Genomic DNA, 15,278 nt, shown 5'->3' with positions numbered 1-15,278 from the left:
TGGTGAATGATAGATGATAAGGCATGATGCTTTAAGGGATATTTGGGTGCTTGAAGGAGATCATATTTCCTACGCTTTGGGATTAAGTGAGCAAGGTACCCTCAATCATATTTATTTCGGGGAAAAGCTTCCACGCCTCTCGGATTATCCCGAGGCCGCGAAGATATCGGAGTACCCTTATACCCTTGGAAGTGAACTGAGTGAAGAGGAGTATATGGGGTGGGGGAAGGCCAAATTTACGGAGCCAAGTTTAAAAGTTACGTTTCATGACCATGTGAGGGATCTGAATTTAACATTTGTCGATTTCGAAATTTGGGATAACATACTTCTCTTCATATTGAAAGATAGTCATTACCCCTTAGAGGTGAGGCTCTATTATAAGGTTATTGCAGATTGTGACCTCATTGAACGATATGCTGAAATTCGTAACCTCGGTAAGACAAATATAGGCTTAGAACAAGCATTGACAGGGTCCATGTACTTGCCAAGAGAGCGAGATTATAGACTTACTTATCTGACTGGCAAATGGCCAGCTGAAACGCAATTAGATCGCGTTATGCTGCCAGATACGAAGGTCGTGCTTGAAAGCAGAAGAGGCACAACCAGTCATTATGCAAACCCCTTCTTCATGTTGGATCAAGGTGGGAAAGCGGATGAACACCAAGGGGAGGTTTTCTTTGGGGCATTGGCTTTTAGCGGGAACTGGAAAATGGTTTTCGAGAAAGACAGATTTAATATGTTGAAAGTAAGCGCAGGGGTTAATGATTTTGATTTCGCTTGGAATTTGAAGCCGCAAGAGAGTTTCCATACGCCGAAATATATCGTTGGTTATGTCAATAGCGGGTTCGGTGAAGCTAGCCGAAACCTTCATAAATATCAACGGAACTATGTGCTGCCTGAAGAGAACAGAGGCAAGCTGCGGAAAGTGCTTTATAATTCGTGGGAAGCCACAAGCTTTGACGTGAACGAAGAACAACAGATTAAGCTGGCAGAGATCGCGTCCAAGATGGGTGTAGAGCTATTTGTAATGGATGATGGTTGGTTTGGTGCTCGAAATTCGGATCAGGCAGGACTTGGGGACTGGGTTGTTAATTCAGATAAGTTTCCGAATGGACTGCATGGTTTAATTCGTAAAGTTAACGATTTAGGCATGGCGTTTGGATTATGGATAGAGCCGGAAATGGTTAATCCGGACAGTGACTTATATCGTTCGCATCCGGACTGGGTTTACCATTTTCCAACGAGAGATCGAACGCCAATAAGAAATCAACTCGTATTAAATTTAGCTAGAGCGGATGTAAGGGAGTTTATCTATAACGCTATGGATCGCCTCCTATCCGAGCATCCGATTGCTTTCATTAAATGGGATATGAATCGAAACTTGAGTGAGCCAGGGTACCCGAGTGCAGCACCAGAGGAGCAGAAGGAAATTTGGGTTCGGCATGCTCAGGGCGTTTATGAAATAGCGGAAAAACTGAAACGTAAGCATCCTAGTGTCATTCTCCAGTCCTGTTCCGGTGGAGGAGGGCGTGTTGATATGGGGATCTTGCAATACTTTGATCAAGTATGGACAAGTGATAATAACGATGCGTTTGATCGGTTACGGATTCAAGAAGGATTTTCTTATGCTTATTGCGCCAAAATCATGGAGTCCTGGGTAACGGATGAAGTGAATTGGGTCAATCGTAGAAAACTTTCCTTGGCGTATCGTTTTCACTGTGCCATGATGGGCAATTTGGGTATCGGGGATAACCTGTTGAAATGGAGTGACGATGAGAATCAGGAAGCCAAAGAACTTATTCATTTATATAAGGAGATAAGATCAATTATCCAGCAAGGGCATCAATATAGACTTCTCTCCGTGAGAGAAAGTAAATTGGCATCGGTGATGTATGTAAGTGAAAGCCAAGACGAAGCAGTCGTTTTTGCGTTCTTACATTCGAATAACTTTGCGGATGAGCTGCCTCGGATTCGCCTGCAGGGATTGGATGAGCAATCGGTGTATCAAGTTGAAGGCATTGAAAGTCCTCTTAGTGGCAAGGCTTTATTGAAAATAGGAATTAAGGTTGATCTTAAAGGGGACTTTCAAAGTGCGATTTTACGGATTCATAAAGTTGATTGATATACGTATTACAAAGTTTTCCAAGTCCTGGATGGACATTACCCCTTCGGAACGTTCCTGTAAGCACTAGGTGCAGAACCGGTCATTTTCTTGAATAGCCGCGAGAAATAGTAGGGGTCAGCGATACCTAATCTCGCGGCAATTTCCTTGATCGATAAACCGGTCAGACTGAGCATTTGGGATGCCTGTTGGATTTTCATTCGCAAAAAATAGTCAATCGGCGGGAATCCTGTTTCTTCCTTAAATAACAAAATTAAATGCTGTTTAGACAAGCCGGTGTGCTTGGCTAACTCAGGGAGCGTAATCGAATTCTCCAAACGATCATTCATGTATCGGATGGCGAGTTCTAGATATTGCTCCCTTTTTTTGTCTTTAGCGGTGCCGCCAGCACTGAGCCCAATGCTGCTTAACAGTTGGCGCATCGACTGGGATACGTGCGTATGGATAGGGAGCGAATACGTTTTGTAGGATAAGAGGACATAACACTTATCGAAAACATCCTTGAATTCGGACATCGCACCGATAGGGAGATGAACGGGCCCTGCATCCATCCCATACATCTGTATAAAGGCACCAGCATGGTCGCCCTGCAGATGAAACCAGTAAATACTCCATGGTGCATCACCAGAGGCGCCATATCGATGCGGCGTTCCAGCCGGAATGACAGCAAGATGATTCTGGGTTAAAGGGATGGATTTGTTCGGATTGATCTCGATCCAGCCTTCCCCATCCGAACAAAAGATGAAGATATGGGAGCTGCTGCCTTCGCTGCGTTCACGGTAATGGTGGCGAGCATGTGGGAAATAGCCAATATCACTTACGAATAAATCTCGCGTCAGCTCCGAGCGGGAGAGTTCCGTCTGCATATAGTCAGGAAGAATAAACAATTTCTCTTCTTCAAAGCCTTCGGGCTTTCTCGTTATGTCCAACTTGTACACCTCCATTATAAATAAGAATATAATCCATTATATTAAGCATTTTGTCAATTGGATATTAGCTTCTGCCGAGGTAAAGTAGAGACAATAAGATAAGGGAGTGATGAGGATGAGTCAGAAAGTTCGTATATGGGAAGAAGAAGCATCGATTCCGACTTATGCAATTGGGGAGCCAGACCGCAATCCGATGTTCTTAGAGAAGCGCGTTTATCAAGGAAGCTCCGGTAAAGTATATCCACATCCGGTTATCGATAAAATTGAGGATGAGAAGAAACCTCAGTCCTATCAAATGGTAATATTGGAAAACGACTATGTTCGCATCGAGATCATGCCAGAGCTTGGCGGACGGATTTACCGAGCGTTGGACAAAACGAATGACTATGACTTCGTTTATTACAATCGAGTTATTAAACCAGCACTGGTCGGCTTAGCGGGTCCATGGATTTCCGGCGGCATCGAATTCAACTGGCCGCAGCATCACCGTCCGAATACGTATGGTCAAGTGGAATACAAACTTACCGAAAATGAGGACGGAAGTGCGACCGTCTGGGTCAGTGAAATCGACCGTATGTACGGGACGAAAGTGACGGCTGGCTTCACCTTATATCCAGGCAAAGCCTATCTGGAAATTTCTGCGCAGTTATATAATCGGACACCAGAACCGCAAACCTTCCTGTGGTGGGCGAATCCTGCTGTTGCGGTTAACGAACATACGCAATCCGTTTTTCCGCCAGATGTAACGGCGGTCTTCGACCATGGCAAACGCGACGTCTCCAGATTTCCAATCGCGACAGGAACGTATTACAAGATGGATTATTCTGCTGGCGTTGATATCTCACGGTACAAAAATATTCCAGTCCCTACTTCGTATATGGCCTATAAATCCGATTATAACTTCGTAGGAGGGTATGATCACGGCGTTGGGGCAGGTTTGCTGCACGTGGCGAATCATCATGTATCGCCAGGCAAGAAACAATGGACTTGGGGGAATGGCGAATTCGGGCAGGCATGGGATCGCAATTTGACAGATGAAGATGGACCTTACATCGAGCTCATGACCGGCGTGTACACGGACAATCAACCGGATTTCACCTGGCTGCAGCCCTATGAGGAGAAATCGTTCAAACAGTATTTCATGCCATACAAAAATATCGGCGTTGTGAAAAATGCTTCCATTGATGCTGCCGTCAACTTAGAAGTGGATGAGAAGGCGCGCGAAGCTGTTGTGTTAGCGTATGCAACTTCTGTATTCGAGAACGCTGTTGTGGAGCTAACAGGCCGAAGCCGCACGTATGTGAAGGAAGTCGCTCTATTGTCGCCGACACAAACGTTCAAGTCTGTAATCACGCTTGATGCTAACGATCAGCCACATGACCTGAAGCTGACTGTACGGGATGAGAGTGGCACCTTACTCATTGCCTATCAACCTGCGAAGCCGTCCATCGAGCAAGTACCAGACGCAGCTAAGCCGCTGCTTGCCCCGGCAGAGCTGAAAACGAATGAGCAGCTGTATTTGGCCGGTTTGCATTTGGAGCAGTACCGTCATGCTACGTTCGAACCGGAAGATTACTACTTAGAAGGCTTGCAACGCGATCCAAGTGACAGCCGCATTAACGTGGCATTCGGTACGCTTCTGCTGCGTCGAGGGTTGTATACCCAGGCGGAAAGCCACTTCCGGACTGCTGTGAAATCATTAACTTGGCGTAATCCGAACCCTTATGACAGTGAAGCGTTCTATCAATTAGGGATTGCGCTTAAAGCTCAAGGACGTTTGGAAGAAGCGTTTGCAGCGCTCTACAAATCAACGTGGTCCGCGGCGTGGCAAGATGCTGGCTTCTTCACGCTGGCACAAATCGCTTGCGAGAAGGGGGCTTTCGCGGAAGCATTTGAACTCGTTGAGCGTTCGCTTATTCGCAATTCTCGCAACTACAAAGCACGCCACCTGAAAGCCGCGCTGCTTCGCAAGTTAGGACGGTTAGAGGAAGCAATCGTCTTCTCGCAGGAGACATTGGCACTTGATATCGCTGATTTCGGTTCGGCCAACGAACGATATCTTACCTTATCAAGTCATGGTGGGCAAGAGACTGCAAACGAAGTGAAAACTGAACTCCTGCGGCTTATGCGTGGAGATGCACATAATTATCTCCATCTAGCTTCTGATTATGCGAATTGCGGCTTGTACGAGGAAGCGATTGACGTGCTTAATCGCCTTGTACAAGGCAGCGACTCTTCAGAAGTGTACCCGATGATTCATTACACGCTCAGCTACCTACATGAGAGATTAGGTCAGCTGGAACGGGCTCGACTTCATAGCAAGTCAGGAAACGCGGCAGCACCCGATTACTGTTTCCCGAATAGTCTATTCGATTTACACGTATTGTCAAGTGCCATTGCGGCCGACGCTAACGATGATAAAGCACATTATTATCTGGGCAATTGGTATTACGATAAAAGAAGACATGAAGATGCTATCACGCATTGGGAAACTTCACGCTCCATTCGGGAAGATTTCCCGACTGTACACCGGAATCTGTCACTCGCTTATTATAATAAACGCGGGGACGCAGCATCAGCGCTGATTGCCATGGAAAAGGCTTTTGCCTATGGGCCAAGTGATGCACGCATTTTCTATGAACTGGACCAAATGTATAAAAAACTTGGTTACACGGCAGAGACTCGCTGCGGCAAGCTGGGCGAACATCAAGCTTTGGTAAACAAACGCGATGATCTCTACGTGGAGTACATTACTCTATTGAATGCGCAAGGTTATCATGAGAAAGCCGTTCAAGCCCTGCAAGCACGCAACTTCCACCCGTGGGAGGGTGGCGAAGGCAAAGTAACGGGCCAACATGTTTTTGCCCATGTCGAATTGGCCAAGCGAGCTTTGGCTGAAGAACACTTTGAAGAAGCCGTCAGCTTATTGCGACAAGCACTTATTTATCCGGATAATCTTGGTGAAGGCAAGTTATCTGGCGCGCAAGAAAACAATGTCTATTACTATCTGGGACTTGCTTATGCTGGTCTAAATGAGTCTGCGCATGCACAGGAATGTTTCACGATTGCTTCACAGGGATTGGAGGAACCGGCTAGCGCCATGTATTACAATGACCAACCGCCAGATATGATATTTTATCAAGGAATGGCTTGGCTTGCCCTGGGCAATGAGAAGGAAGCGAAGCGTCGCTTTAATAAACTGATTGATTATGCGGAGAAGCATCTCTTCGATAGCGTGAAATTTGACTATTTCGCCGTTTCCTTGCCGGACTTCCTAGTGTTCGAGGATGATTTGAACGTACGCAATGAAGTTCACTGCCGATATATGATGGGACTAGGGCATCTTGGTTTGGGAAATATGGAGCTGGCAAAAGAGCAGTTTGATGCAGCACTTCGTCAGGAAGCCAATCATACTGGTGCGCGAATTCATCGAGGCATGAGCGTGTGAAGAACGAGCAAATGGTTCGTGTTACCACGGGAACCTACAAAGGTTTCGCATCCATAACCATGGAAAGCGAACATATCAGCCTAACAACGGTACCTGATATCGGCGGGAAATTGGTTTCTATCGTTTACAAGCCTACAGGGAGGGAATGGATGCTGGACTCCGGTCATCGTGCTTTGCGACAGCCGGAATACGGCTCCAGCTTTTCCGAATGGGATATGAGCGGTTGGGATGAATGTTTTCCGACAATAAATGCTTGTCCTTCTATGATAGATAAGGATATAACGCTGCCAGATCATGGAGAAATATGGGCGATTCCTTGGGATTATACGATTGTTGCAAACACGATTTTTTGCTCTGTTCGAAGTCCGCGGCTCCATTACCTATTCACAAGACGTATTTCATTTCCTTCAACAGATCGGATAAGAATAGATTATCGTGTTGACAATTTGAGCGACCAGCCTATGCCCTTTTTGTGGGTGCCGCATCCCCAATTCGCAATCATCGAGCCAACGCGTGTTCTTCTTCCAGATTACATGGACAAAATGATGTGTGTGTACGAAGGTCTTACCCTTAAGCGGGAAGAATCGTATACTTGGGATGATGTGTCACTGCTTGCTCCTGGGGTTACTGGAGATGGCAGAAAGTTCTATTACGAAGGCCAAGTACCTGCGGGTTGGTCTGGTCTATACGGGGAAGAGAGCGGCAACTATTTAATCATGTCTGTTCCGCGCGATAAGGTTCCGTACCTAGGGGTTTGGATGGACGAAGGCAAGTTCAATGATCGGGTTACTTGTGCGCTGGAGCCTAGCATCGGCTATTATGACTCGCTAGACATGGCAGAGGGTAATGGGACAGCGCGGCACATACCGGCAAAGGCATCCTTTGCATGGTATTTAGAGCTTTCCATCGGTGCAGGAGATTGGCGTCATAGAATTAACAAGTTCTCTAAGTGAGCTATACTCCCTGTGGGAGGCTGTGCATGGGCACAGCCTCCTTATTCTTGTCCATTAACGATCATAGATAACTTATATTCAAGAAAATGTATCGGCTAACGCTTGAGGAGATTCTAGACCTAACCAGAATAAACTCATTTCCGCGCTCAATTCATCGGTTGAAATATTAGGGAATAATTCACGTAGAAAATAATTGTTCTGCATTGTATTCAACGGGCTGCCGTTCAGTAAGCGAACGGAAACCGATAGTTTAATTAGGCTTTCTAAATACTTGAAATTACTGTATCATCTAATTAGATATATATCTAATTAGATGGTTGTAAAATTTTAAGAAAGGAGTTGTGAAGATGAGTACAGATATTTACCTTGTTAGACATGCTATTAAAGAAAAAGATGTTGGAGATGTCTCCCTTACAGCTGATGGTTTAGAGCAAGCACATAGGACAGCAAGCCATTTTAAAAAAGTACCCATATCTAGAATATTCAGCAGTCCGCTTAACAGAGCAAAACAGACGGCTCAGATTATTGGAAAAGCTACAAGAATACCGATTATAAAGGATATTCGCTTACGAGAGCGTGCTAATTGGGGAGACATTCCAGGACAGACCTTTCAGGAATTTGTTGAAATGTGGAATCGGTGCACAAAGGAAAGAGACTTTTCACCTCCTGGCGGAGATTCCGCAAGAAGAGCTGGTGAGCGATTATCTTCCTGTCTAATAGAAATATCAGTTCAATATCCACAGGAAAGTACTGTTATAGTGACGCACGGTGGATTAATTACAGATTTTTTGTTAAATGAATTTTCTCAAGAAGAGCTGAATATTAAACATCCGAATTTTATTATAGAACAAAGTAATTTGGTCCCAGAGTGCTCTATAACTAAAATAAGATGTGGTGCTGAGGGTTTTAAATTAGTTGCAGCCAAAGATAGTCTCACCTTCTACGACATCAGTCCTCATAGTTAAGGCATCGCTGCAACGGTCAGCGATTATGATTTCACTAACACCATTTATACCAATGCCAACATCCGTATCGTAGGGGCATCTAATGTAGCTATCAAAGGAAGAAGGATGATCGATTCCAAAGGGATTACGCTTACAACGGGGGATAGCGGGCCGAACCGAGAATATATCATCCATTCTTACAAAGACACGGCGGGTACGAAACCGGATGGTCTGACATTCAAGGGTATCACCCTACGAGATGGTACAACCTGGAACTTCAGGATTCAGGATGCAACTAACGTCAACTGGATCCATAGCGATGGCTTCGATCTGGTTAATACTTCCCATGCTGTTGTGGATCAATGCTTCGCCTATACCGGCGATGATTCAGAGCTAGCGGGGCGTAAGCGTGAATTATGGCCAAGGAAATGGCGTACGGGACGATATTCATTTTATCGACATCCGTACGGAAAAGATCCATAATAATGGAACCTCTGGCCAATTCAGGACGGCTCCGATCCTCGTCTGGACGGCCAAATATGGCGATTTAAAGATGGACGGCAGCTTGATCACTAACGCATCCCAAGGGGTAATTGATATCGGAGCGAACACGTCCAATATTACTTTTAACACGAATCCCACTGCTAACAAGATGATCAGCGCAAACTCAGGTAAAGCTGTCGAAGTTTTCGGTGGTTCCACGACGGAAGGCGCAAAAATCTCTCAATGGGATTATCATGGTGGAAAGAATCAACGGTGGCAGCTTGTCGATGTGGGTAATGGATTCTCTAAACTCATTATTCGCAAAAGAGATAAAGTATTAGATAGCGTTGGGTCGACGGCAGACGGAGCTCGGCCCACTCAGTGGACAGATTAATGGCGGAGACAATCAGAAATGGCAGTTATCGCAGTTTACTAGGCATGTCGTGAAGCGTTGGGTGTGGGCGATAACAGGTCACGTCACTAAATAGGAGGCTGACTCAAAAGGTTGCAAACCTAGAGAGCAGTCTCTATTTTGTTTCGATTTGGAGCCAAATCTAACAGGAATATCTCCTACTAATTTAGCGTTAAGTGCTCTAAGCACTCATCTAACTGGAAAACCTCCAGCTAATTTAGGGGGAAATCGCTATTCAGCGGAAAAACATCAGGAATAACGGGAGATTTTCCATGTAATCCGGCTTTTCATGCAAAAACGTCTACATTAACGGTAGCTTTTTCATGTAGTTCAACATTGAAAGCAAGAGACTGCCTGAAGATGAACTCATTTTGGGACAGCCCCTTTTAATATACTGTACTTTTTACGTTAATCAGTAATCCTTTAGAAAAGAGTTCTGGAAATATCCTAAATTTGTAAATTGATGATATAATAAGGGGGATCAAAAGTAGCTATGAGGTTATTAATCATGTTCGCGAGCAAGGAAAACAAGATAAGGCAAAAACTTGGTTTTAATAAGTAATAACGGAAATGATGCTGGAGAAATTGGAGCCGATAGTAGGTTTTTTATGGACATGAGGTGTTTAAAATGAGAAATTGGTTGATTTTAATTTCACTTGTTCTTATTTTTGCTTTGACAGGTTGCAAGCAATTACGGAGCAACCTTTTAGTTACAACGTCTCCAGTAGAAATTGGAGATTCAAGTACATCTACAACAACGCCAATGTTGTCTCCAATGCCAGAGACAGGTAATGATGTAAGAAATCCCATGTCTTTTCAACTAACAAAGGAGCAAATTAAGGTTCTGTTTGGTGAAAAGTATACGGAATTAACCGATGCTATGACAGGAGAATGGAAAGTATGGCGTTTTGATGTTGAACCTAAAAATGGCTATAAAGCTGATTACGATGTTTTTGGAAATGGCAATGTGGATATGGAAGGATTGAAATCTCATGCAATTAAATGTCAGGTATTTGTTACATGGGATACAGAAGGAAAACTAATTGGTATAGATAGTTATTATTTACAGAACGGGGAAGTATCCCAATTTGGTCTTAGTGAAAACATATTGAAAAAAGCATATTCTACTAAGTAACAATGTTTGTTCAAATAAGAAACGCTGTTGCTAGATTAATCGGCAGCCTCGTTAAGTTAGGTTCAGTTTAGTTCAAAAATGACATCTATACAATCGAACATATATTCGGTATTATTGAAATGGGTTTGAATTCCAAACAGGAATGATTGCCAAATTTTTATCTATATAAATTGGAGGTTCCATTATGATTAGTATCGGTGAAAATACGATTTATCGGTATAAAGAATTTACAGAGTGGACGGATACCTTACATAATATACACGAAAAAATCTGGTTACAACCGATTGCTGAAGGAAAAGCATCAGTAGGAGAAATTATTTCGCATCTTAAAAATTGGGATACTTATCTCATATCTACGATTATTCCTGCGATTAAAAATGGAAAAGGAATGGTATTTCCAGATTTCGATTATTTTAACAATATAGCATATGAATATGCCAGATCGGGAGTTTCTAGAAATTGTCTGCTCGATGAATTTAAGCAAACTCGTACTATGCTGGTTGAAACACTGTTAACCGAGTCTGAGGTTGTTGCTAAACCTGTTACCGCGAACGGATTAGAAAATTGCCCACACACCGGCACACCCTATTCTCTGCTTTACATCATTCATGAATTTAACGATCACGACAATCATCATAAAAATCAAATTTTAACGGTATTATAACTCTTTCTACTGTTTTGGAGTGAATGAGGAGTTACCCCGGCTCCCTCGTGCGGAGGGAACTACAGTGCGCTAAGTTGCTGTTTAATGGGAAATTCAGCTCCTTTCGTTGGAATAAGGCACTGGAGTTCCGCTTTTGCAAACTTCTTTGCTTGGGAGGTATTCGGCCTCTCAAAGGCATCTAATGAACTGTAGGATGCTAATAGACGAGAAAATGGCTACTTTAAAGATTTAATGAACTGGATTGGCGTTACCCGGTATTTTATTGCCCGAATTGTTATCGATAGCTTGAAATAGCGCATATGGAATTCATTAGATTTTCAGAATGAGCAATTTTGGCTAAATAAAGGTTATTGAGTTCGTAAGGAGGCTTGTGCCTTTCTATTTGTTTCGGAATTTCCGCGTCCATGTGTGAACTCCTAAAATCAATATAACTGTTTATTACTAATCGTTATAACAAATTAAATGATATAATTTGTTAGATTAAACCTTTTCAAAAGTAATGAAAAAGGGGGGATTAGTGTTATGGTGAAAATCGAAATCCGCAAATTCACAAAAAATGATTTGCAGAAAACGGGTGAGTTCTACCAAATTGTTACGTCAAGTGACAACGTGGTTTTATGGTGGGTTGGCGAAGAAGATAACTGGTCGAATGTATTCATAGCGGTTGAGGAAGAGCGAATTATAGCTAAGGGGCAAGTTCATATTGTTTGCACCATACCACTAGGAAGCCCCAAAGAACATAAGCACTATATTTATTTCAATTTAAAGACGCTTCCAGAAAGAGAAGCAGACTACCACGTCTACGAACTCCTATATGAGCGTTTGTTAAATAGAGCATATGAGTTGAAAGAAACATTACTGAATGCCTACCAAACGATGATGGGCATAGGCAACCAATCCACCGAAGAGCAAAACAACAACTATTTCATAACAAAAGGTTTTGTGTACAGGAAGAGTTTGTATACGATGCGTAGTAATTTATCCGAGATGATTGAACACCCAGTTCTTGCTGCTCCTTATCGATGCATGCAATGGAAAATGGCTTCGGAGGACAACGTAAATGAATACTTAAACGTCGACAGGGAGATTTGGCCGGAGGCCCCAATTGGGCACAAACGATTAATGGATAATCAGAAGAATTCTGCGTGGACTGCTTTTGTTGTTAGGGAGGATGCCACCTTAATAGGAAGTGTTATGGCTTGGATGGATGAAGATGGAGAGGGAATCATTGAAGATGTTTTTGTCAGAGAGTCATGGAGAAAACAAGGTATAGCCAAACATTTGCTGTCTCAAGCGCTCTCATATCTCAAAGAAAATGGTAGTACGTTTGCCGAACTACAAGTAGAAACAGCTAATAAATCGGCTCTGTCCTTATATAACTCTGTTGGCTTTAAAGAAGTCTCAGAAGAAGTGCGTTATGATCGAGAACTCTATCAATGATACAGCGATAGTCTAGGACTTTTTTTCTCGTCCTTGGCTGTCGCTGTTTCAATTTCGAGAGTTTGTCTAGTACCTCATATATAGAGTCTGCCTGCTGGACAATACCTATCTTCTTTTTGAGGTTAAAGGAACTTTTTGGAAAATTCATCGTCTAATCAAATCGACAGGAGAATAATTTTGAAGAGGTGAAGGCGATGAAAAAGAAGCTGATTGTATCGATGCTGGCTGTTTTATTGTCATGTGGAAGTGTGGCTTACGGGGCTTCGGAGGATACCCATTCGACACAAGGTTCAATTAGTCTAAAAGAGTGGAATTCATTTCAAATAAATGTGCTGGATGCGACTAAACTGAATAACCCCATTGTGCTCGATGATTGGGCGACGGCGCTGAAGATGGCGACGGCTTTGCCGGAGAAAGACAGTGAAGCCTGGATCAACACGTATGTTCATGGGCTTGGACAAGGGACGGAGATTACCCGTGAAAATGCGGTCGGAGGAATGGGAGCTGGTCAGGGGAAGAATTAAAGCCGGCAAAAGCGCTGCTGGATTATCAAGATATTACAAACTGCCAAAAAGCTGGACCCCGACTCCCTCGCCGAATGGAAAGCAATTTTCAAGAAGAGTCTGGTACTTCATTACAATAAGAACAGACAAATCTATGACGGGTGGGTTGTGGAAGAGGTCTACCCGGCGGGCAACAAGATGGTTGTGTATATGGATGCCAGAACGGGTAAGATCATGGTCGTTTCGGAGATCGAAGCGCCAATTGTGGTAATTGATTTGCTTGAGCGAAAATGAGCAAGTTCATAGGGATGGAAAAAGTAAGTTGAGGGGCTTCTGACGGCTGCTCCTCTTGTTTATTAAAGTAACGTCCTTTAAGAATACCATCAAGATGGAATGTGAGGAGGTTTTTATGGAAAATAAAATTACTGAACTGCTTGCCGCACTAAATTGGCATCGTTCCCAAGAAGACCAAGACCTCGCTGTTCAGGAGCTAATAAAATACAAGGATGAGATTATACATAATTTAATTAGTGAAACGAGCAAGGAACAATGGCTCAATGTAATTAGAATAATTGATAAACTTGATATATCGTATCAAATTAATGCAGTTCCTCAAATGCTTTTACTTTTGGCCGATTTGAATTGGCCTGGAGCGTTGCCTGCAGTTGAAATAATGAAAAGATTAGAGATCGATAGTATAAAGTACTATATAGAAGATACATTAAGAAGAGCTGACAAAGAGAACGACACTATTTGGATTGCTTGGATTAAGTACTTAATTGAAGAGATGAATGTAGCATCTGATTTTCATGAATACAAATATATTTTGAAAAAAGCTGAATGGTAATTGATTTGCGCTGGAGGATAAGGGATGAAAATAATAATAATAAAATCATGTTTATTCATCTTTTTTTTGATTGGTATGTTAAAGATATTGGACTATTATAAAGGACAATTTTTCATTCAGGCTCTATTACTTGTCATCCTTTCTTTTGTTTACTCATTTATCGAAACAAAAGTAATACATCGCATCACACGTCTTGATTAAAATGATGACTGACAAAGAACGAGATTTAATTGAAAAACTAACGATGGGGTCAATTACAAGGAATGATTGTATACGAGCAAAGAGATTAAACTTTGGCCATATACAAATTTAAATACGACGGGGATGTAATCAATGAGCAATTCTACTAAACATGCAGAAGAGAAGATAATTTTTGCGCATTACAATGAAAAAACAATTAGAGTGTATCAAGCTTATAACCATAAGATTGCAGATGAAGCAGTCGAGTTAGGTTCGTTCGGCGCATCATTTAAAATGGAAAGGATGACTTGGATCAAACCATCTTTTTTATGGATGATGTATCGGTCAGGTTGGGGCACCAAAATTGATCAAGAAAGAATTCTAGCTATCGACATTTCTAGAGAAGGATTCGATGCAATTTTGTCAGATGTAGTTTTGTCTTCCTTTCATTCAGATGCCTATGTATCTTTGGATGAATGGAAATTAAAACTACAAAATTCTCAAGTTAGATGCCAATGGGATCCTGATCGTGATATACATGGAAATCCTTTGCACAGACGTGCTGTTCAACTAGGTTTAAAAGGTGACATGGTAGAAAATTACGTCCATAAATGGATAGTAGAAGTTAATGACATTACTGAGCATGTAATACAGATCAGAGAAGCAATACAATTAAACAGCTTTGAGGTTAGCATGTTACCAAATGAACGTGAATACCATTTGGATGATTGCATTCAGAGAACTCTTGGAATGGTAACTCGGTAATTAAAATGGAACCTTTAGGGGGCTTCAACCCTTACAAGGTTCTTTTTGTAAACTGGACTATTAGGCGGCGAGTCAGCGCTTTCTTGTATTTGCCGGGACTGCTGCCGGAAATCGATTTGAAAAATCGGAAGAATGGATACGTATGATCGTAGTCGATCCGAATCGTGATCACCGCCATCGTTAATTCTGTCGTATTCGATCGATCGGTGTTCATCAAGGCGAATTGATAAACGATGCCGGTATGGCGATCAGCGGGAGGATCATCGTGAAAGTGAACTCTTAATGCATTAGAGCCTGTCTTCCCATTTAGGGAACAGGCTCTTTTTTAAACTACGACAGCACAATTAACTAGCAGGTATTTCCAATCTTTTGTCGAAGGTGTAGAGGTCAGAATTTATTCTAGGAGATGACCTTCATGCTTGAGAAAAATAGATTGGGTGCTGCACCCAAAGT

15 protein-coding genes are annotated in these 15,278 nt (G+C 42.7%); 13 read left to right on the top strand and 2 right to left on the bottom strand.

Going from position 1 to position 15,278, the window contains the following annotated elements; genetic code table 11:
• Positions 1–13 precede the first annotated feature (13 nt).
• A complete protein-coding gene (locus IEY34_RS20900; protein ID WP_189014770.1) occupies positions 14–2,122 on the top strand; it encodes an alpha-galactosidase in 2,109 nt (702 codons plus the stop codon).
• A 38-nt stretch (positions 2,123–2,160) separates the two neighbouring features.
• Here IEY34_RS20900 and IEY34_RS20895 read toward each other — a convergent pair whose 3' ends face one another.
• Positions 2,161–3,060: an AraC family transcriptional regulator gene (locus IEY34_RS20895; protein ID WP_229757756.1), complete on the bottom strand. Its 900-nt coding sequence runs from the start codon at positions 3,058–3,060 to the stop codon at positions 2,161–2,163.
• A gap of 106 nt (positions 3,061–3,166) precedes the next feature.
• On the opposite strand from IEY34_RS20895, the gene IEY34_RS20890 reads away from it, so the two are divergent.
• From IEY34_RS20890 to IEY34_RS20840, 12 genes are all read left to right on the top strand, one after another.
• Entirely contained in the window at positions 3,167–6,499 is a 3,333-nt protein-coding gene (locus tag IEY34_RS20890; protein WP_189014766.1) for a DUF5107 domain-containing protein, read from the top strand.
• Positions 6,496–7,452, top strand: coding sequence for an aldose epimerase family protein (locus IEY34_RS20885; protein ID WP_189014764.1), 957 nt, complete (start codon positions 6,496–6,498; stop codon positions 7,450–7,452). Before IEY34_RS20890 ends, IEY34_RS20885 begins: the two co-directional genes overlap by 4 nt.
• 347 nt (positions 7,453–7,799) lie before the next feature.
• Positions 7,800–8,417 carry a histidine phosphatase family protein gene (locus IEY34_RS20880; protein WP_189014762.1) on the top strand — a complete coding sequence of 206 codons (618 nt, stop codon included), beginning with the start codon at positions 7,800–7,802 and terminating at the stop codon, positions 8,415–8,417.
• Between the two features lie 105 nt (positions 8,418–8,522).
• Entirely contained in the window at positions 8,523–8,879 is a 357-nt protein-coding gene (locus tag IEY34_RS20875; protein WP_189014760.1) for a hypothetical protein, read from the top strand.
• A complete protein-coding gene (locus IEY34_RS20870; protein ID WP_189014758.1) occupies positions 8,806–9,273 on the top strand; it encodes an RICIN domain-containing protein in 468 nt (155 codons plus the stop codon). Before IEY34_RS20875 ends, IEY34_RS20870 begins: the two co-directional genes overlap by 74 nt.
• Before the next feature lie 646 nt (positions 9,274–9,919).
• Positions 9,920–10,426 carry a hypothetical protein gene (locus IEY34_RS20865; RefSeq protein ID WP_189014756.1) on the top strand — a complete coding sequence of 169 codons (507 nt, stop codon included), beginning with the start codon at positions 9,920–9,922 and terminating at the stop codon, positions 10,424–10,426.
• Between the two features lie 184 nt (positions 10,427–10,610).
• Positions 10,611–11,090, top strand: a complete 480-nt coding sequence (locus IEY34_RS20860; RefSeq protein ID WP_189014754.1) for a DinB family protein — start codon at positions 10,611–10,613, stop codon at positions 11,088–11,090.
• Positions 11,091–11,612: 522 nt separating this feature from the next.
• Complete coding sequence (locus IEY34_RS20855) at positions 11,613–12,530, top strand: GNAT family N-acetyltransferase (RefSeq protein ID WP_189014752.1); 918 nt, start codon at positions 11,613–11,615, stop codon at positions 12,528–12,530.
• 194 nt (positions 12,531–12,724) lie between these two features.
• Complete coding sequence (locus tag IEY34_RS20850; RefSeq protein ID WP_189014750.1) at positions 12,725–13,054, top strand: hypothetical protein; 330 nt, start codon at positions 12,725–12,727, stop codon at positions 13,052–13,054.
• 147 nt (positions 13,055–13,201) lie between these two features.
• Positions 13,202–13,327: a hypothetical protein gene (locus tag IEY34_RS37340; protein WP_268240149.1), complete on the top strand. Its 126-nt coding sequence runs from the start codon at positions 13,202–13,204 to the stop codon at positions 13,325–13,327.
• Between the two features lie 115 nt (positions 13,328–13,442).
• Positions 13,443–13,880: a DUF5071 domain-containing protein gene (locus IEY34_RS20845; protein ID WP_189014748.1), complete on the top strand. Its 438-nt coding sequence runs from the start codon at positions 13,443–13,445 to the stop codon at positions 13,878–13,880.
• A gap of 333 nt (positions 13,881–14,213) precedes the next feature.
• Positions 14,214–14,825: a DUF4291 domain-containing protein gene (locus tag IEY34_RS20840; RefSeq protein ID WP_189014747.1), complete on the top strand. Its 612-nt coding sequence runs from the start codon at positions 14,214–14,216 to the stop codon at positions 14,823–14,825.
• A 31-nt stretch (positions 14,826–14,856) separates the two neighbouring features.
• Here the strand turns inward: IEY34_RS20840 and IEY34_RS20835 are convergent, their stop codons facing one another.
• Positions 14,857–15,039, bottom strand: a complete 183-nt coding sequence (locus IEY34_RS20835; RefSeq protein ID WP_189014745.1) for a hypothetical protein — start codon at positions 15,037–15,039, stop codon at positions 14,857–14,859.
• Between the last annotated feature and the right edge of the window lie 239 nt (positions 15,040–15,278).

Origin of the sequence: Paenibacillus marchantiophytorum (assembly GCF_014640555.1) — a bacterium.
GTDB lineage: Bacteria > Bacillota > Bacilli > Paenibacillales > NBRC-103111 > Paenibacillus_E > Paenibacillus_E marchantiophytorum.
This window is presented reverse-complemented; position numbering and strand designations above follow the sequence as displayed.